The organism is Salinibacillus aidingensis (genome assembly GCF_039522525.1).
Taxonomy (GTDB): Bacteria; Bacillota; Bacilli; order Bacillales; family Alkalibacillaceae; genus Salinibacillus; species Salinibacillus aidingensis.
Window position 1 is genome coordinate 280,842 of record NZ_BAAADO010000002.1, and the last position, 18,595, is coordinate 299,436.

General features: G+C 40.3%; 14 protein-coding genes. 5 read left to right on the top strand and 9 right to left on the bottom strand.

The window, feature by feature from the left end; genetic code table 11:
- Positions 1 to 6: 6 nt before the first annotated feature.
- The 4 genes from ABD006_RS05055 (at position 7) to ABD006_RS05070 (ending at position 4,275) form a co-directional block, all read left to right on the top strand.
- On the top strand, positions 7 to 783 hold the full coding sequence (locus ABD006_RS05055) for an energy-coupling factor transporter transmembrane component T family protein (protein WP_343838345.1): 777 nt from the start codon (positions 7 to 9) through the stop codon (positions 781 to 783).
- Positions 771 to 1,628, top strand: a complete 858-nt coding sequence (locus tag ABD006_RS05060; RefSeq protein ID WP_343838347.1) for an energy-coupling factor ABC transporter ATP-binding protein — start codon at positions 771 to 773, stop codon at positions 1,626 to 1,628. Before ABD006_RS05055 ends, ABD006_RS05060 begins: the two co-directional genes overlap by 13 nt.
- Positions 1,609 to 2,430, top strand: coding sequence for an energy-coupling factor ABC transporter ATP-binding protein (locus ABD006_RS05065; protein ID WP_343838349.1), 822 nt, complete (start codon positions 1,609 to 1,611; stop codon positions 2,428 to 2,430). Before ABD006_RS05060 ends, ABD006_RS05065 begins: the two co-directional genes overlap by 20 nt.
- Before the next feature lie 966 nt (positions 2,431 to 3,396).
- Positions 3,397 to 4,275: a peptidylprolyl isomerase gene (locus tag ABD006_RS05070; protein WP_343838351.1), complete on the top strand. Its 879-nt coding sequence runs from the start codon at positions 3,397 to 3,399 to the stop codon at positions 4,273 to 4,275.
- A gap of 252 nt (positions 4,276 to 4,527) precedes the next feature.
- Here the strand turns inward: ABD006_RS05070 and ABD006_RS05075 are convergent, their stop codons facing one another.
- From ABD006_RS05075 to ABD006_RS05115, 9 genes are all read right to left on the bottom strand, one after another.
- Positions 4,528 to 6,102 carry a phospholipid carrier-dependent glycosyltransferase gene (locus tag ABD006_RS05075; protein WP_343838353.1) on the bottom strand — a complete coding sequence of 525 codons (1,575 nt, stop codon included), beginning with the start codon at positions 6,100 to 6,102 and terminating at the stop codon, positions 4,528 to 4,530.
- 39 nt (positions 6,103 to 6,141) lie between these two features.
- Positions 6,142 to 6,552, bottom strand: coding sequence for a GtrA family protein (locus tag ABD006_RS05080; RefSeq protein ID WP_343838355.1), 411 nt, complete (start codon positions 6,550 to 6,552; stop codon positions 6,142 to 6,144).
- Positions 6,533 to 7,498, bottom strand: a complete 966-nt coding sequence (locus ABD006_RS05085) for a glycosyltransferase family 2 protein (protein WP_343838357.1) — start codon at positions 7,496 to 7,498, stop codon at positions 6,533 to 6,535. The genes ABD006_RS05080 and ABD006_RS05085 overlap by 20 nt, the downstream gene beginning before the upstream one ends.
- Positions 7,499 to 7,743: 245 nt before the next feature.
- On the bottom strand, positions 7,744 to 9,318 hold the full coding sequence (locus ABD006_RS05090; RefSeq protein ID WP_343838360.1) for an LTA synthase family protein: 1,575 nt from the start codon (positions 9,316 to 9,318) through the stop codon (positions 7,744 to 7,746).
- A complete protein-coding gene (locus ABD006_RS05095) occupies positions 9,302 to 9,607 on the bottom strand; it encodes a hypothetical protein (RefSeq protein ID WP_343838362.1) in 306 nt (101 codons plus the stop codon). Before ABD006_RS05095 ends, ABD006_RS05090 begins: the two co-directional genes overlap by 17 nt.
- A gap of 889 nt (positions 9,608 to 10,496) precedes the next feature.
- Positions 10,497 to 11,240: a hypothetical protein gene (locus ABD006_RS05100; protein ID WP_343838365.1), complete on the bottom strand. Its 744-nt coding sequence runs from the start codon at positions 11,238 to 11,240 to the stop codon at positions 10,497 to 10,499.
- Between the two features lie 355 nt (positions 11,241 to 11,595).
- Positions 11,596 to 12,651, bottom strand: coding sequence for a glycosyltransferase family 4 protein (locus ABD006_RS05105; RefSeq protein WP_343838368.1), 1,056 nt, complete (start codon positions 12,649 to 12,651; stop codon positions 11,596 to 11,598).
- 620 nt (positions 12,652 to 13,271) lie between these two features.
- The gene (gene murJ / locus ABD006_RS05110) at positions 13,272 to 14,732 is read right to left on the bottom strand and encodes a murein biosynthesis integral membrane protein MurJ (protein ID WP_343838370.1); all 1,461 of its coding nucleotides are present in this window, start codon (positions 14,730 to 14,732) and stop codon (positions 13,272 to 13,274) included.
- Positions 14,733 to 14,777: 45 nt separating this feature from the next.
- A complete protein-coding gene (locus tag ABD006_RS05115) occupies positions 14,778 to 15,971 on the bottom strand; it encodes a polysaccharide pyruvyl transferase family protein (protein ID WP_343838372.1) in 1,194 nt (397 codons plus the stop codon).
- 249 nt (positions 15,972 to 16,220) lie between these two features.
- On the opposite strand from ABD006_RS05115, the gene secA2 reads away from it, so the two are divergent.
- Positions 16,221 to 18,584 carry an accessory Sec system translocase SecA2 gene (secA2, locus tag ABD006_RS05120; RefSeq protein ID WP_343838374.1) on the top strand — a complete coding sequence of 788 codons (2,364 nt, stop codon included), beginning with the start codon at positions 16,221 to 16,223 and terminating at the stop codon, positions 18,582 to 18,584.
- Positions 18,585 to 18,595 lie beyond the last annotated feature (11 nt).

Below are 18,595 nucleotides of genomic sequence, written 5' to 3' on the forward strand. Positions count from 1 at the left end.
ATTCTGATGAGCACAATGACCCTGTACGTAGACAGAAATTCCATTTTACACAATACACATCCGCTAACAAAGCTTTTGTATGTGATGGTGAGCATTGCCATCACATACATCATTCCTGAGGTGACGTTTGTTTTTACCGTTGCCATGATTACATTGATTTTGCTTATTTTAGGAAAGGTTTTTCGCAAAATTGTTCCGATATTAGGCTTAAGTATTATTTTAATTATTTCCATCATTATTGTTCAGGGCTTTTTTCACCCGGAAAATCAAACGGAGCTCTTTTCCCTCGGGTTTCTCACTTTTTATCAGGAAGGATTGAGCTACGCAGCCTTGCTGACGTTGCGGGTGATGAACATGGTGATGTCATTTGGCATTTTAATTTTAACAACCCGGCATGATGAACTGGTGGAAGCGCTGATTAAAAAAGGGCTCTCGCCTAAAATCGGCTATGTTTTGCTGTCCGTTCTGCAGCTGATTCCGCAAATGCGTGCCACCATGGGAAAAATCACGGATGCCCAGCGTTCAAGAGGTATGGAAACAGAAGGAAATCTGCTCGTACGTATGAAAGCCTTCTTTCCGCTAATTGGCCCCGTCGTGCTCAACTCGCTGAACGTGACACGGGAGCGGGCGATTGCACTCGAAGTCAGAGGGTTTAATGCCAATCGTCAAAGGTCCTTTTTAAACGTATCAAAGGAATACCGCTACCAGAAATTGGTTCAGATTCTATTATGGACGGCACTGATAGCAGCCATTGTTTGGAGGATTGTGACATGGGGATCATAAGCGTTGAAAATTTAAAATATAAATATCCGGACACTGATAAGCTCGTGTTAAATGATCTTTCCTTTGATGTGGAACAGGGCGAGTATATCGGTCTGATTGGAAAAAATACAGCTGGGAAGTCCACCCTTTGTTTTGCACTGGCCGGTCTTGTCCCCCACTTTTTTAACGGAGCTTACGGCGGAAAAGTTTTGATCAATGAACTGGAAGTCAGGCAGCATGAAATCGGCGAAATTTCCTCGCATGTCGGGCTGGTATTCGAAAATCCCTTCTCCCAAATGACCGGATCAAAATATACCGTGTACGAGGAAATCGCTTTTGGACTGGAAAATATGGGCTTAGACAGAGAGACGATGATTCATAGAATTGATGAAAGCCTGGAGCTGCTTGACATTACCGGCATTCAGGACAAAAATCCTTTTGACCTGTCGGGCGGACAAATGCAGCGGGTCGCCATTGCCAGTGTGATCGCCATGAAACCCGATATTCTCATTCTCGACGAACCAACATCCCAACTGGACCCTCAAGGAACAGATGAAGTATTTAAAGTGATCGAAAACCTGAGGAAGGAAGGCATCACGATTATTATGGCCGAGCATAAAATCGATAAAATGGCCGGCTATGCAGATAAAATTCTATTCATGCACGACGGCAAATTGATCGATTACAGCAGCCCGGGCGAGGTCTTCTCCCGTGACGATCTGGAGGACTACGGAATGACTGCTCCTGCAGTAACGAGAATCAGTAAATCTCTGGGCATTCAAAATAAACAAAACGGACTGTATCCTGTTACACTCAAGGAACTGTCCCGGGAAATTGGTGATACCTATGAACTCCATCGAAATTAAAAATCTATCTTTTTCCTATACAGCTGGAAATGATGTTTTGAAAGGCATCGATTTGACGCTGAATGGAGCAGCCACCGCTATTGTGGGACAAAATGGTGCGGGCAAATCCACGTTTGTCAAATTGCTTAAAGGGCTGATTGTTCCCACAGAGGGCGAGATCGTCCTTAATGGAAAAAACACTAAGGATTATACCGTAGCCAGCCTAGCGAAGGAAATTGGACTCGTCTTCCAAAATCCAAATGACCAGGTCTTTAAAAATACCGTCATCAGCGAAGTCATGTTCGGACCACTGAATATCGGGATGGATGAGCAGGACGCCAGGGAGAAGTCTATGGAGGCACTGCGGAAAGTTAAACTGGACGAATACGTGGACACGAATCCCTACGATTTAAGCCTGTCCGAACGAAAAATGATCGCCATCGCCTCCATCTTGGCCATGGACCCCAATATTGTTATATTTGATGAACCGACCATGGGACAGGACCATGAAGGAAAGGAAACGCTGAAGGAAATCATTTATGAGCTCCGTAATCAGGGAAAGCTCGTCCTCTGCATCCTTCATGACATGGACTTTGCCGCCGAGGTTTTTGAGCGGACGATTGTATTTAATCAGGGGCGGGTTCAGATTGAGGGCCCGACCCGGGATATTTTCAAACAGAAAGACATCCTGCATCAGGCTTACCTGGAACAGCCTATTGTTGCACAGATTGCTGAAGTGCTCGGGGTGGCAGGGAGTTATGTGACGGAAAAGGAGGTGGTTAGTGCTGCTGGTGCCTGTCACGACCCGAATTTTGTCGAATAATCTTTTGTGTGGCTCCCGCGGGACGGAGGGACAGGTTCCTTGTCCCGGTCTAATGGGACGAGGACGACTCCCCACTTGGTTGACAGGTGGGGGTTTTTATTTTCGGTGTATGGCGTTGCACGGCGGTGGATTGAGCGTGTAATTTAATAATTAAGCCGATTTTCCTTGAATTAAGCGTCCGTGACCGTTATCTGTCCTATTTTAAAAATAATTCATCCTGTTTTCAAATTAATTCATCCTGTTTTCAAATTAATTAAACTTGCTTTTATATAATTAAACCAAAAATTTTATGATCAATCCGCTTTCCTTTTAATTAAACCATAGAGAATTGAGCTGTTTTGTACGGAATCGGTCCGTTCACACGCGTATTAAGCCTGCCTGAAAACATCAAACGCGCAAAAAATCTTTCTTCAAACACCTTCTTACCAGTGTTGAAAGCTGGATCCCGGGATGGGACAAGGGACCTGTCCCCGTGTCCCCCCGTGCTATTCGTCGGATTTCTGAAAATTATATAGAGGTAGTGTAATTTTTTTGGACATCATCCTGACACATTCACCTTGTAAAGTGAGTTTTGTAAGAGATTAAAACATCAAAATAATTCTGTGTTCTAAAGAGGTGATGATAATAAAAGAGCAACTATGTTAATTGGATGGAAAAAGCGAATAGCTAACAAAGGGTTAGATCATTTATTCTTACTGAATTCCCTGATTTACTCAATATAACGAAGAACCATAAGGGTTTTTACCAACTTCATCACACATATATCAAGATTGATTTTGACTTTAACCGCACAACACAAATTTATAAGGTGAAAGTTGACCGAGTTAAGTGGTTACCTCTTAGGAAAATTTTAAATGGTAGATAATAAAACGATTTAATGTAATTTAATTTAATAGAGATAGTCAATGAATGATTTAACTCTGACATCATGAACAAATAAACGTATTAAGAGAGGAGAAAAACATGATGACAAAACCAAAAATGATATATTGGGGTATCGGTTCTATTGTTGCCCTGCTTCTTTTAATTTGGGGCTTTTCATACAACTCATCAACAAAATATGTTGCGGAAATTGATGACACAAAAATTAGTGAACAGGAATTAAATGATGTATTGGTGTCTCAATATGGAGCAGAAGTATTAGATTCATTAGTCACACAAAAAGTAATTGAGATGGAAATTGAAAAGCAAGGTGTGGAAGTATCTCAAGAAAAAATCGATGCTGAAATGGCGAATTATCAGGAATATTATGGTGGTGAGGAAGCCTTTCAGTCCTTACTGGAGGAAAACGGAATCAAGCAGTCAACCATTGAACAAGATATTGAAACGTATCTTGCAACCAATAAATTAGTTGCTGAAGGAATTACCATTACAGATGAAGAACTGCAAACTTATTTTAATGAAAACAAAGACCAGTATAATCAACAAGAAGAAGTGCATGCCAGTCATATTTTAGTAGATGACAAGGAAACTGCAGAAGAAGTAATTGATAAGCTGGAAGCAGGTGAAGAATTTACAAGTTTAGCAAAAGAGTATTCAACAGATGAAGCGAGTCGTGAATCAGGTGGGGACTTAGGAACCTTTGGCAAAGGAGAGATGGTTCAAGCATTTGAAGATGCTGCTTTTTCAATGGAAGTTGGACAAATCAGTGATCCTGTGGAAACGGAAAATGGTTTTCATGTTATTCGGGTAGAGGAAAAATTTGAAGCAAAAGAAGCAAAATTTGAAGAGGTAAAAGAAAAAGTAAGAGAGGATTTAATGGCTACTAGAGTGAACAACGAATATTCGACATGGTTAGAAGAAGTGAAGTCTAAATATGACATTACTACTTCATTAGATGTTTAATCCCCCATTAAACCGCATTAATTCATCAATATATGGTGACTTAATGCGGTTTTTTTATATGAAGTGTGCCATTGATGTGAATTGTAAATTAGGCTGAGCCTCCAAAACTCGCTACAAGTGAGTGGCTAACTCTTACCTGGCAGGTATCCCACCCGCTATATGTCACGACCTTGCTCGGTCGCTCTGCCTGTCACACCGAATTTTGTCGAATAATCTTAGACAGGAGGACAAGGGACCTGTCCCCGTCCCACATTACTGTAAATAATACACGTCTGTATAGGCGTAGGAGCTAAGCTTTTTGTAGCTTATAATTTGTGGAAGCTTATTTACGATATCCTTTACGATAGGGGCTGCTTCTCCATGAACATATAGAACAAATTCGTCGTAATCCGTATTTTGATAAAGGGGATTGAGCTTACTTTTATCATAGAAAGTTACGGTTTTATAGTTCGATAATTCTACGTAGCTTGCCGGGATTTTCCATACCCTGTCGAATATTACTATGCTGTCTTTATCACTGTATTTCTCCGCCAGTTCAATGGCCTCCTCACTTTGAAGCCTTAAATATTCAAAATTGGTTGTATTTACATATCCATTTATCGAAATCAGAACCAGGGCCGCACTAACGATAAACACAGGAGCTCTTTTCGAAAAGTACTGGATGGCATGGTAGAGTAGTGCTGTAAACGTTAATATGATGATGGGGTAAATTGGCTGCATGTATCTTTCTGCTGAATAAACAGCAATTTTTGCAATCAGCAGGAAATACAGGGAACACGTCGTCAACAGATAGACGATATTCCAGATGGATGGCCGATCGAGCACGCTTTGCCTGTCATGGTCAGTCTTCACTATTTTCCGCTTGCGAAGACTTATCATAATCAGCAGGATCCCGATTGCGAACACAGCTATGAGCAGGACGCCTCCGAATAGGGTATTACTGATAATACGCCAAAACCCCTGAATGGAACCCAGATAATCACCCATATTCATTAGGTTTTCCATGGACTCCTGGCCCCGGCTTTCCCCGCCAAAAATATGATCATAAACAGAAGGGAAGATCCCGAGGACAGCAAGAATCGTCAGGATATAGGTTCCAACGTACATCAGCAAGTGCTTGATTTGTTTTTTATACAATAAATAGAATACAAATAATGCACAGACGAAAAAGGTGAAAACGATAAAATAATAATGGGTTAAAGCCCCGCCCAGAGACACCAGGAACAGAGATAGAAAAAATCTGCTGTTGCTGGGGGTTACGTCCTTCATAAACTTAACATGAACATAGGATATCAATAAGCAGAAAAACATCGTCATAATGTACATACGGATAAACATCATGTCCGACATAATTCCCGGATTCACAGCCCAGAACAAGCTGGTCAGGTAAGCTGCTTTTCTGCTGTTTGTAATAAGCATTGAAAACTTATACAGCAGTAAAATAATCAGTGCATTAAAGAAAATATTTATACTAATCCCAATATATTTGGTGAATTCCCCCGGCATAAAGGAACTGATCGTATGAAAGATTGTATAATAAAATGGGGGATGTACATCCTCGGCCTGGTTTTTCCATACATTTTGATAATTGAACCTTGTCTCCCCTGATGGAGTCAGAAAGCTTTCCTGGTGCTTGCCGTATAATTCGTAGGTCTCTCCCGGTTTAATATTAATATAATCGGTTCCGTTCGACAGGCTGTATGTAAGAAGTTCATCCAGATGGTAGTTTATTTTCTGTGTCGACAGGAATAAGGTTATAACCGTAGAAAGCAGGATCATCGCAATCATCAATATATGATGTCTGCTGAATTTCGTTTTCGTTCCCATTTCCAAAACTCCATTTCTATACAAAAAAGATGGTTGATGTCATTCAACTTCTCTTTCCTTTTTTGAAAATACGTGCCATTTGCTTGTGATATAGTTGAAAATCACCACGACGACGTTCGCAATAATTTTCGTTAACAGATCATCTAAATAGAAAAACTCAATTAGAACATACATCACTGCCAGGTCCACGAGCAGGCTGAGTAGACGGTAAAATACAAACAGGAAAAAGCTCTTAAGCGTCTGAATCAGCTTCGTGTAGCGGGCATTGAATACATATTTTTTATTTGTGTAATAAGCAAACAAGACCGAAGCAATCCAGGCAATTACGGTTGCAGTCTTGTAATCAAAAGCCAGGACCTTCGTCAGGAAAATATATGTTAATATGTTGACAAGCGTCGTTAATACCCCAAAAATTGCGTATTTAGAAACTTCATGATTGATGATCTTCATGGATAACAAATTCCTTTTCCCCATTATATTCCTGCACGAGGTACACAGGCCTCTGCTTCGTTTCATTAAAAATTCGGCCTAAATATTCTCCGATGACGCCGAGAGAAAGAAGCTGAATACCGCCAAGAAACAGAATGACGCTCATTAATGAAGGATACCCGGATACAGGTTCACCAAAAAAGATGGTCTTGAAAATAATGACAAACATATAGATGAAAGCCCCAATGGAAATGAAAAATCCTAAATAGGAGGAAAGCTTTAATGGATATGTAGTAAAGGACGTGATCCCCTCTATTGCCAGGTTCATTAATTTTTTATAATTCCATTTGGTTTCTCCGGCCGCACGGGGATCCCTTGTAAACAGGATTTCCTTTTTCTTAAACCCAAGCCAGCTAAATAATCCTTTGGTGTATCTCTGAGACTCCCGGATTTGGCGGAGGGCATTGATACAGCGTCGGTCCAGTAAGCGAAAATCTCCCGTGTCCTCCTGAATGGGTATCGTGGTTGTTTTTTTCAAGAGACGGTAAAACGCTTTGGAAGTCGCTTTTTTCAGCCAGGATTCACCCTGACGATCCCTTCGTTTGGCATAGACGTCATCGTAGCCCTGTTCCCAATAATAAATCATCTCAGCAATTAATTCAGGCGGGTCCTGTAAATCAGCATCTATAATGACAACTGCATCGCCTTTCGCGTAGTCAAAGCCTGCCAGCATCGCCACTTCCTTCCCAAAATTCCGGGACAGGTCTACATAGGATACCCTCTGATCCGTCTCCCTTAATTGTTTAATAATCTCCAGAGTCTGATCCGTGCTTCCATCGTTCACAAATAATAGTTCAAAACGATAGTTACGAATCCCATTAATGACTTCATTGATTCTGCTGTAAAACTGCTTAATCACGATTTCTTCATTATAAGCCGGTACCATAACGGTTATCAGCTTTTCCATATCTGATCACCTCTATCAGTATGCCTCATTAAACATTCCTCCTGAAGATTCTCCTGAGAACGTTTAATGCTTCCATACCAGTATTAACATAAAACAGAGGAAATAGAGCACTCCGATTTGTGTACAATTTATTCTTTATCATGAAACGACTCATGCTGTCAAAATAAAAACCATTTCGGAAAAAAGACTGATTCGATTTCACGTAGCGAATCAGTCTGTATGAAAAAACATGCAAAAGTAAAACCCTATTCTTCTTTCTTTTCTTTCACCTGCTCTTCTTCTGCCTGCTTTAATAGCTCCAAATAATCATCCTGCAAAATGTTTTGATTATAGAAACGGGAATTTACCGCCAGCTGATCGTTCACATGCTTTCTTCCATATTGCTCAAACAATGTCTGTTTGTCTGAAAATAAATTCGTTCCAAGTCCCAGCCTGTCTCCTTCAATGTTCACTCCGATACTGGCCAGAATCGTCGGATACATATCAAGCAGGGAGAATGTGCGATTTTTTGGTTGAACAGGTTTAGTTGTTGTATTTAAAAAGGCATTATAAATCGTTCGCTGATACTCTTTATTGAGGTGAGCAGGAAAGAAACCTCCCCCCTGCATACTCAGATGATCTCCAAGAATCACCAGCGTTGTATTTTCATAAAAGTCCTGCCCTTTTAGCCACGTCACAAATTCCTGCACCTGTTTGGAGGAGTAGGCATAGACATTTTCGTACTGAGTGTCATATTTGTTGCCCGCTCCTTCTTCCAGATAACCGTCTGTGAAATGAGTGTTTGCAGTCAAAAACGTGAAGTTAAAGGGCTGTTCTCCCTGGGCTAAGGTACTGATTTCCTCTTTGGCCCATTTAAATAAGTCCGAATCATCAAAGCCCCACCACACTTTTTCACTTGCCGTCATTTTTCCTTCATGAATAGCCGTATTGACATCAAATACTTTATAGTCGCCATGACTTTTGTAATAATTTTTGCGGCCACCAAATTTGGCATTCGATCCAAACATGGCGGATAACTGGTACCCTTCTTGTTTTAATATATCCCCTAACGCATATGCGCCTGGCATGAAGTCATCGGAGTAACGATACCGGTTTTGACCTACCGGAATTTTTAAGGGAAGTCCAGAAGTTGTTGAAAAAAGGGAGGCTACCGTCCAATCGGTCCCTTGAGTCGGTAAAGGGCCACCTATTTTACCTGTATTTGAAAAATTGATATTTTCCCTTGCGATTTGCTCAAGCTCAGGGATGACTGTATATGGCCAGCCTCCCCCACTCTCCCGGTCAATGAAGGAGTTTTCCATGGACTCCAGGTACAAAATAATAAGGCTCCGTTTTTCTTCCGGGAATGTGATAGATACATCCGTGCCACTTACATAATGATCCTCGATGAAGGTGGATTCAGCATTTAACTGATCTAGGTATTCATCCACTCCAAGCATCTTATAGCATGCAAACAATGCTATAGCCAGCGTAAATAATGCATAAATAAGTCTTAGTCTTCTTAAAGGGAAAATGTGAATATTAAGCTTTTTCTTTCGGATGCTGATTTCTATACGATTCTCCCGTTTTTTGAACTTGATCAATGGCAGAATCAGGAACAATAATATGATTAGAAATGGGATGATACCCTGTTGAATGCCGGTAATAAACACATCATTGGACGTACCCTCTAATCCACTTGTGAGGTAAAAAAGCATTTCATCAATGCCCTGTTCCGGAAAGCTCTGCCTGATATATATCGCTGTTGCCAGTACCAATGCAGTAGTCGCTAATAAAATATAGGTTAATACGGTTATGATGGCTTTAATGATTCTTTTCATCGGCAACTTTCACTTTCACATTCATTTTGATATTTAATTCAACAATTCGATACAATACGGCAATGACTACTGCAATAAACATCGCCAGGATACTGTACTTCATCGTAAATGAAATGCTGAACAACAGGGAATTTCTTTCAAATATAAAAATTAAAATTCCATAGCAAATGGCATTGGTGATTACCATAAATAAGGCCAGGTTACTGAAGAATTCAAACCATGTCAGATCACGCTTCTTCAATTTTGAATAAATCAATAGCCCTATGATTGAAGGCATAATTAATGCCATTACTTCATTAAACGTCACACACCTTCACCCCACAACGTTATTTGACAATCTTCACAAAAGATTTACATAAGCTTAACAAACTATCCTTATTATTACATAAATTCCAGGAAACTCAAAACGGAATTTTGTGGGGGGGAGCGGGGGTGGTCGGGGGTGGTGCTTTCCGTGGGTGGTGCCTCCCGGGGTGGTGCCTGTCACGCCCCGAATTTTGTCGAATTTTCTGCGAGCGGTCACGGATTGAGCCTGTCATTTTATAATTATGCCGATTTCCCCGGAATTGAGCGTCCGAGAGCGTTATCTGTCTTTTTCTGAAAATAATTAATCCTATTTTGAAAATAATTCGTCCAGTTTTATAATTAATTAAACTTGATTTTATATAATTAAGCCAAAAATTTTATAATTAATCCGTTTTTCTATTAATTAAACCCCAGGATAGAGAATTGAGCGGTTTTGTACGGAATCGGTCCGTTTCCAAAAGTATTAAGCCCGACAATATCGAACCCAACAAAAAATACCGCTTCCAACACCTTTTACCAGTGTTGAAAGCGGTACCCCATTACATTTCAATGATTTTTTGTTTATTACATCCGGTTTTGTGCTGTGTATGTAACTTATAAGTTCAGTAGACTCCATAGGGCGTCTGCAACAGATGTAATTTTCCATTCCAACCGATCGCTTCAAAGGTCTGTTTATCTAATCTTTGAAGCACACTAGACTTTCTAGTATTCCCCAATCCAAATATTTCTATATCCACCCATTATATTACAACATCCGATACAAAATTTCAACTAGTTTAATAATTTAATAACTTTTTGTAAGTAACTGGCGAAAGCGTATGCTCCCCCTGCTATTTTGATTGTAAGCAGAGAATACATAGCGTAAATTTCCTTTAGTTCGTTATATATTCACTAATTTTATCAGGCAGAATTTCTGTATCCCTCGGGTGCCAGTACCAAGTTTCGTGGTCATAATTAATTGAATAGGTATTTACAAGCGGCTGGTCTATATAGAGAACCATTTGATGGCGGTCGACTGGTCCCTCTGAATGGTTCGGTGCAAAATCGGTTCTTCTTTCGCCCTTATCCAGCAGGCTGATTAGTGTCTGAATGTCCTTTTGACTGGTAAGCTGGTTCAAAAGTTCAGGCTCCCCTGGAGATTTCTCCTGATAAAATTCCACTTTGCTAATTTTGCCTTTATCCACATCCTTAAAACTCCGGGAAATGTCAGTCTCAGATTTATCCGCCTGATACAGCTGGTAGCCATTTACCTCGTTCGAATCTTTAATGGCAGCAAAGTCAGGCAGATTTTTTACTGCAAATATTTCTGTCCCCTTATCCTGGAACGCAGCATCCCCGTTTTTGACCTGATACTGGGGATTCGACACATTATCCGCTACTTTAAACTCCACTTCACCGATTTTTTCCCCAATCATGGATGGATCTGCGATGACGCTGGAATGCAGGCCGGTGTACTGGGTGTCGTTTATTTTAATAAAATCTACCCAGTCGATAACGACGTGTTCGTTTGTGCCACCTGCACCGTTACCTGCTTCTCCTCCTATTCCGGTTCCGCAGGCCGTTAAGCTGAAGACCGCTGATACCAGGATGAACAGAATCATTAATCTTTTGTTCACTTGTGTTGCCCCCTTTATTATACAGTCGTTCGTTTCAGCACAAACGTTTCAGCCTTTTTCATTTTGGAATCGATCGCCGCTTAATACATCCGTAAACTTTAAAGTCTTTAAATACGATTATTGATAATAATAGAAGATTTCTTTCTCGATTAAGATATTCGATTCGTCATAAGGGTGGAAATTTTCGCAGCAGATTCTGTGAGATGATATCTAGGAGATTGTCTTAGAGCTGTAAACATCAGTGACTGAAAGAAGTATGAGTTCAAAGACTCCCAATCACGTCGCCCAACCTCAGAAAGTGCAGATCATCAACAAAAAAGAGCCAACCTAATGGTCAGCTCTCTATCCAAATAATCTATTGATCTACTCGCTTTTTACCGGCTACGAAATTCAACACCGGCCGGTAATTCTGACTCACCATCCCGGTAATTTCAACCGTAAGCTCAATCAGAACAGCTAATGCTAACAATATCATCATCGAGCCCCACATTGTACTGCGGGTGAAGATAATCGCGGCGATACTAAAGATCCCACTCAGGCCATAGATCATTAGGACTGCCTTCCTGTGACTGTACCCCAAGCGGATGAGGCAGTGATGCAGGTGGGACTTATCTGGCGCACTCAATGGCTTACCCTGTACCATACGGCGGATGATGGCAAAGGTTGTATCGACCAGTGGCACACCTAAAATGATGATCGGCACAATAATGGAGAAAAAGGTTAAATTTTTAAATAATCCCATAATCGATAGAATACCAATCATGTAACCCAGAAAGTACGAACCCGTATCCCCAAGGAAAATTTTTGCCGGATGGAAATTGTAGAACAGGAATCCAAGCGTACTTCCCAATAATAATAATCCAAGTGCTGCAACAAAAATACTTCCCATGGATAGCGCCATGCCGGAAATCGTAATCAGGGCAATGGCTGAGACGCCTGATGCCAGGCCATCCAGTCCGTCAATCAGGTTAATCGCATTCGTGATGGCGACAATCCAAATGATCGAAATCGGAATGCCCCAAAAGCCAAATTCAATTTTTGGACCAAATGGAACGGTAATAAAGTCAATTTGAATGCCGCTGAATACAACAGTAAACGCAGCCAGCAGATGACCGGCGAACTTAATTCCTGCTGAGAGTTGAAAGAGGTCATCCAATACTCCAATGGTAACGATGATGGTTGCCCCGATCATCACCGGCCATATATGAACGCCTTCTGGAGAAAGGATGAGGACTCCCAATAGGAAACTAGCATATATCGCCAATCCTCCCATACGAGGCATCACTTTTTTATGAACTTTTCTTTCATTTGGCTGGTCAACAGCATTTAGTTTTATCGCTAATTTTTTTACAAGGGGTGTTAATACAATCGAAATAGCCAGACATATTAAAACGGCAGCGATATATAGCATTGGGATCCTCCTTTGCGATGTCTAAGGCGTGTATTTTGTTCAATGTCCACATTCACTCATAAAGTCTACGAAACTGGCATAATGTTTATGCCGGTTGCTGATTAAAGATTTTTCATTTTCTTTCCATACAGATACTTACTTCTTCGCGCACAATGAAAACTCTCGTAAATTTAGACGTTATGAAAATCAAAATGGTTTCAATTTATTTTAAGTTTTTCTTTCAAATTCATCTTTTAAACTCACAGTCTATTTGTCCTTTAATAAAGATACTATATATTTAATGGAAATACAATACATTTATCCGTTTGCAATATAATTGTAGAATTTATGTAAAATTGATTTAGGAATGAAACCAAGAGCAATGATAAACTTGAGAATATTTTCTTAAGACTTCCCTCATACGGTTAATCCGGCTTTAATAATGTATGGCCAATGACCATTTAAAGCGTCTTTTACCACACCATATCTAATGAACACACTATATAGACTCTTCAGACACGGTATGCGCTTCTTACCAGACATTCTTACCACATTATAACAAAAGAATGCAGCTTACGAATTCTATGGTAAATCACACAAGAAGGTTTACAAAAGCCCCCCACAACTCATTTGTGAAAGGCTCAGCTTCTAAATCGATAAAATCCTGCTATAATAAAAATCAGCGTAACACCACCACCTGCCAGCAATGAAAAAACAGGTGCCGAAATAGGAATCCATCCACTTAATATGATAAAAAATGTTGAGATACACAGAAATGGAAGCAATTTGCCCATCTCGCGCCAACTACTGACCACTAACCCAAGTTTTCTTTTCGCTAAAATCACTAATAAGAGCAGATTAACCATGGTAGCAATAACCGTCCCAATGGCAATCGCCTTGGCTTCATATTGATCGATAAGCAGCCAGATAACCAGAATGTTGACTCCGAATACGGAAATTACATTAAGCAGAATCGGAATCCAGGAATTTTCCATTGCATAAAAGAATCTGGTCACATACGTGTTCAGGGCCAGACTTAATACTGATAATGAAAAAATCTGCAATAACGGGTAGGTCCGTTCCGTGGAATTCATGCTAAAATTCCCGTACTGAAATATAAATCGGATGATGTCCTCTGCGTACATAAAAATAAAAATAGAGGCTGGAATCAACAGTATAAAGAGCATGCGAAAGCCTTTCTGATAGGCCCGCTTAACTTTATCAAAATCGTTTTCTCCAACTGCTTTGGATAACATTGGATAGACGATGGTTGTCACACTTGTCATTAGCACAGCCTGAGGGAATTGAGTCATTTTTGAGGCGTAATTCATTGCTGAGATGACGCCTTCTTCTAAATGAGAAGCAAACATACGCTGTATCAGGAAATAAAACTGAATAGTCGCTCCTCCAAACATAATCGGAAGGGCAAGCTTTACGAATCTTTTCATTTCCGGGAGCGCGTATAGTCGAAACTTTATCGGAGCCAGCTTTTTTTGAAGTACAAAATAAAGCAAGAATGAAAACATAAGAATTGAACCTATTAAGGCTCCTAATCCATAAGCGTACTCCCCCATAATGAAAGTTAACCCTGCTCCCAGGATTAAAAAGACTGCATTAAATATGAGAGCACCAAATGTACTGATCCGATAATGATCATTCACATTATGTATACCGCTTAAAATCATCGCCATCGTTAAGAAAAAAGTAGCCGGAGCCATCCACCTGAAAAGTTCACTTGTCAGACGAACGGCCTCACCTGACATTCCAGAAAAAAATACATTCATCCAAAATTCCGGAAAAAGGAAAAATACAAGGGTAGCGCTCCCCATTAATAAAGCCAGTCCGGAAAAAATCGTTTGAACAAATGTATCTTTTCGTTCTTTCTCAAGTTTTGTATAAACAGAAATAAAGGCGGTTGTGATCGCTCCGCCTACAACAATATATAAAAAGTTTGGAATGGTAAAGGCGGAGATAATACTGTCCGCGTGTGAGGTGGTTCCATATTGATAGCCAATGACGACTTCCCGTGCAAACCCCAGAAGCCGTGAGATGATATTAATCACCGCAACAGCCCCTAATATTTTCAGAAAACGCGAATGCAATGTACTCGCCTCTTTTCTGGGTGACTAATGGTGTTTCCTATCCTTTTAATCATTCTCCCTGGCATAAGTCAAATCCTGTTCATTCTGGTGGAACTGCTGTTTTACCAGCTCCATACCTTGGTAAGCCATCCCTTTCATATGTTCTGATATTTGTTCAAAACGTTTTTGGGTTTCCTCCCAATTCTGAGCCATATGATGATAAGATTCATAGAAGAAAGACGGTTGTTGATTCAGATCTCCAATCTCAATGGTGTATTCGGTACAATCCATCATTTCCATAAGGTCGTACACTTTATGATGATAGGATACTGAAATAACCGGCGTATTAGATACTAAAGCAAGTATAAGTGAATGGAGTCTTGTCCCAATCACAACATCCTGCTGACTGGCAAATTCTACAATTTCACCATGAGTCATGGCCTGATCACATGTAGAAGTTCTGTCTGAATACTTCATTTTCTTCTGTATATCCTTTGTCACCATCATGTCCTGAGGATATTTAGTTGAAAAGAAATTTATAACAGCATTTGGATACCTGCTCAGCATCATATCCAGGTTTGCAGCCATCCCTTCCACATAATCCACGTACATATTCGTATTTTCCTCTGGCCAGTAAGTGCTGTTATAAAAGGGAACAGCTGTTACTCCAAATCGGATTTTATCCCCTTTCACAGAAGGTTTCTCTATATTCTCAGGGATCGGAACCTGAAAGGCCGGATCGCCAATGACATATACAGGGGATTTAACACCAATGGAGATAAGCAGTTCCTTCGACTTCGGGTCACGAACTGTAACAAGATCTGAAAGGTGTGCCAGTGATTTTAATAATTTCTTTCCCGTGCGTGTAATAATCGGACCAGCGCCAACTCCATATAATACAACGGGAGTCTTTGCTAACTTCGCTATCCATCCATACATCCCATATAAAAATGGTTCTCGTCCATATAAATCCATAAAAATACCGCCGCCGCCAACCAAAAGCAAATCGATTTTTCGAATGGTTTTCCAATTGCGAACCAGCGTATGAAAAAGTGTAGTAAACCCATTTGTCTTTTTGAAATAAAGCTTTGTTGATTGAACGCCATACTTCCTGCTTGTATATTCAGGCTGATTGGAAAATACAATAATATTCTTCCGTTCAATATTATGGGTCTTCTCTAATAAAACGAGAATTCCTTCTAAGATGGATTCGTCACCTTGATTGTTATTACCATAATTCCCCACAATACCAATTACCATGTTATTTTCAATCCTTTTCAGGGCTTATCTCCCCTATACTCAATGAAATTCATTTATATCATGAATGCCGACCGTTTACAACCGATAACCGACCATCAGATAATACATTTTCATTCTATCATTTTAACATGAAGCCCTTGCATAATAAACAACAATATTAGACAGTTTCCCACATTTTCCTTATGATTGGCTATTTCATTCATGTTATAATATTTTTTAGCATAATCCATAATTAAGGAGATTAAACGTATGAGCGTTCTTAATAAACAACCATTTACTAAAGACGATCGTAATATAAAAGGATATAAAAAAACGGTAGAAAAAATCAATTCGCTTGAAAGCCACTTTGAACAATTCACTGATGCCCAGCTTAGATCGAAAACAGATGAATTTAAAAAGGAACTTACGAATGGAAAAACTCTTCACGACATAGCCCCACAGGCCTTTGCAGTTGTACGTGAGGCTTCTAAACGTGTGCTTGGATTACGCCACTATGATGTACAGCTACTGGCAGGTCTGACACTTCTTGACGGGAAAGTGGCGGAAATGGCAACCGGTGAAGGGAAAACTCTTGTAGGCTCCCTGCCAAGCTATCTAGTTGCCTTGGAACAAAAAGGAGTTCACGTAATTACTGTAAACGAGTATTTGGCAAGCCGTGACAAAGAACTCATTGGCCCAATCCATGAATTTCTTGGGCTAAACGTTGGCTTGAATGTACCTATGATGGGTTCAGAGGAAAAAAAAGAGGCCTATAACTGTGACATTACATATGGTGTAGGAACAGAATTTGGCTTTGATTATTTACGTGACAATATGGTGCGTTCCCTGGATCAAAAAGTACAACGCCCTTATCATTACGCTATTGTTGACGAAATTGACAGTGTGCTCATTGATGAAGCAAGAACTCCATTAATCATTGCCGGAAAAGACAAGCCTATACAGAACCTTTATGGAGTATGTGCGAAGGTGATTAAAACACTGAAGCAAGATGAAGACTTTACCGTTGATCGTGAATTAAAGGTTGTTAACTTTACTGACCAGGGACTGAATAAATGCGAGAAGATCTTCAGTATTAATAACTTGTTTGATCTTGAACACAGCTCCCTTTTCCATGCCCTTCTGCAGGCGTTACGTGCCCGAATGCTATTTGAGCGTGATGTCGACTACATTGTGGAAGAGGATGAAGTAAAGCTGGTGGATATGAATACCGGTCGTGTCATGGAAGGGCGCAGTCTTAGTGATGGACTTCATCAGGCGATTGAGGCTAAAGAAGGCGTACCAAATACAGACGAAAACAAAACGCAGGCTTCCATTACCATTCAGAATTATTACCGCATGTACCCAACATTAAGCGGAATGACAGGTACGGCTAAGACAGAGGAGACCGAGTTCAAAAGTGTCTATAACATGGAAGTTGTACAGGTACCTCCAAACAAGCCTAATATTCGTGTGGATCTGCCCGATATGGTTTATTTAACCAAAGAGCAGAAATACGCCCAGCTTGTGAAGGAAGTCAAAAAACGTCATGATAAAGGACAACCTGTATTGATTGGGACCAGAACGATTGTCCAATCTGAACAAATTGCGGATTATTTGAATGAAGCGAATTTGGACTTTGAATTACTTAATGCAAAAAGTGTTGAGCAGGAAGCCAAATTGATTTCCATGGCCGGGCAAAAGGATCAAATTACCATTGCTACCAATATGGCAGGTCGAGGTACAGACATCATGCTTGGGGACGGTGTCGCTGAACTTGGCGGGCTCCATGTAATTGGAACGGAACGAAACGAAGCAAGACGTATCGATAACCAACTGAAAGGCCGTTCAGCACGTCAAGGAGATCCAGGATCAACTCAATTTATTATATCTCTTGAGGATAATCTTTTCATACGCTATGCTTCAGACGAGCTCGAAAGACTTCGGCCAAAGCTGAAATCAGATGAAACAGGCCTTGTCACGAACAAAGGCATTCCTAAGTTTGTAGAAACAGCTCAAAAGATTAGTGAGGGCGTTCACTTCTCGCATCGTGAATTTAACCTTAAACTGGAAGATATTATTAATGACCAAAGTAAAATTATTTATCAGTTTAGGGACTCTCTGCTGGATGCAGAAAGCCCCCTTCAATTTTTACTGGAGCAGACAAAGAATACTCCTAATGATATCATTGCTCATTTTTGTTCCGAGGAAATTGTACCTGAGGAGTGGAATTTAGTAGAGTTGGAGGATTCCCTGAACCATATTCTGTTGCCAACCCTGTCATTCGAAGGGCAGAATTTTGAAACACGGCAAGATGTAGAATCCTTTGTTAAACCCTATATTCAGGGGCATATTGATACCCTTCAGCATTTTGAAAATAAGCAGGATGTGCAAAACACAATACGGAACATTGCATTATATGTCATCGATACTTTATGGAAACGTCAATTGGATGCGATGAACCAACTGAAGGAAGGGATTGGGATTCGTCACTATCAACAAGAGGATCCATTCCGTATCTTCCAAAATGAGGGTTATGATATGTTTGAGGCGATGTATAACGACTTATATTATGAACTTTGCAGCCAAATGAAGAAGTTCTTCCAGAATATTTTAGAAAAGGAACAGAATAACTAAGGGGGATGCGT

Coding starts and splice junctions, on each gene's coding strand:
- ABD006_RS05055 (WP_343838345.1), top strand. CDS start 7: ATGAGCACAATGACCCTGTACGTAGACAGAAATTCCATTTTACACAAT.
- ABD006_RS05115 (WP_343838372.1), bottom strand. CDS start 15,971: ATGGTAATTGGTATTGTGGGGAATTATGGTAATAACAATCAAGGTGAC.
- ABD006_RS05105 (WP_343838368.1), bottom strand. CDS start 12,651: ATGCTATATATCGCTGCCGTTTTAATATGTCTGGCTATTTCGATTGTA.
- ABD006_RS05090 (WP_343838360.1), bottom strand. CDS start 9,318: ATGAAAAGAATCATTAAAGCCATCATAACCGTATTAACCTATATTTTA.
- ABD006_RS05085 (WP_343838357.1), bottom strand. CDS start 7,498: ATGGAAAAGCTGATAACCGTTATGGTACCGGCTTATAATGAAGAAATC.
- ABD006_RS05070 (WP_343838351.1), top strand. CDS start 3,397: ATGACAAAACCAAAAATGATATATTGGGGTATCGGTTCTATTGTTGCC.
- ABD006_RS05075 (WP_343838353.1), bottom strand. CDS start 6,102: ATGGGAACGAAAACGAAATTCAGCAGACATCATATATTGATGATTGCG.
- ABD006_RS05080 (WP_343838355.1), bottom strand. CDS start 6,552: ATGAAGATCATCAATCATGAAGTTTCTAAATACGCAATTTTTGGGGTA.
- ABD006_RS05065 (WP_343838349.1), top strand. CDS start 1,609: ATGAACTCCATCGAAATTAAAAATCTATCTTTTTCCTATACAGCTGGA.
- ABD006_RS05060 (WP_343838347.1), top strand. CDS start 771: ATGGGGATCATAAGCGTTGAAAATTTAAAATATAAATATCCGGACACT.
- secA2 (WP_343838374.1), top strand. CDS start 16,221: ATGAGCGTTCTTAATAAACAACCATTTACTAAAGACGATCGTAATATA.
- ABD006_RS05095 (WP_343838362.1), bottom strand. CDS start 9,607: ATGGCATTAATTATGCCTTCAATCATAGGGCTATTGATTTATTCAAAA.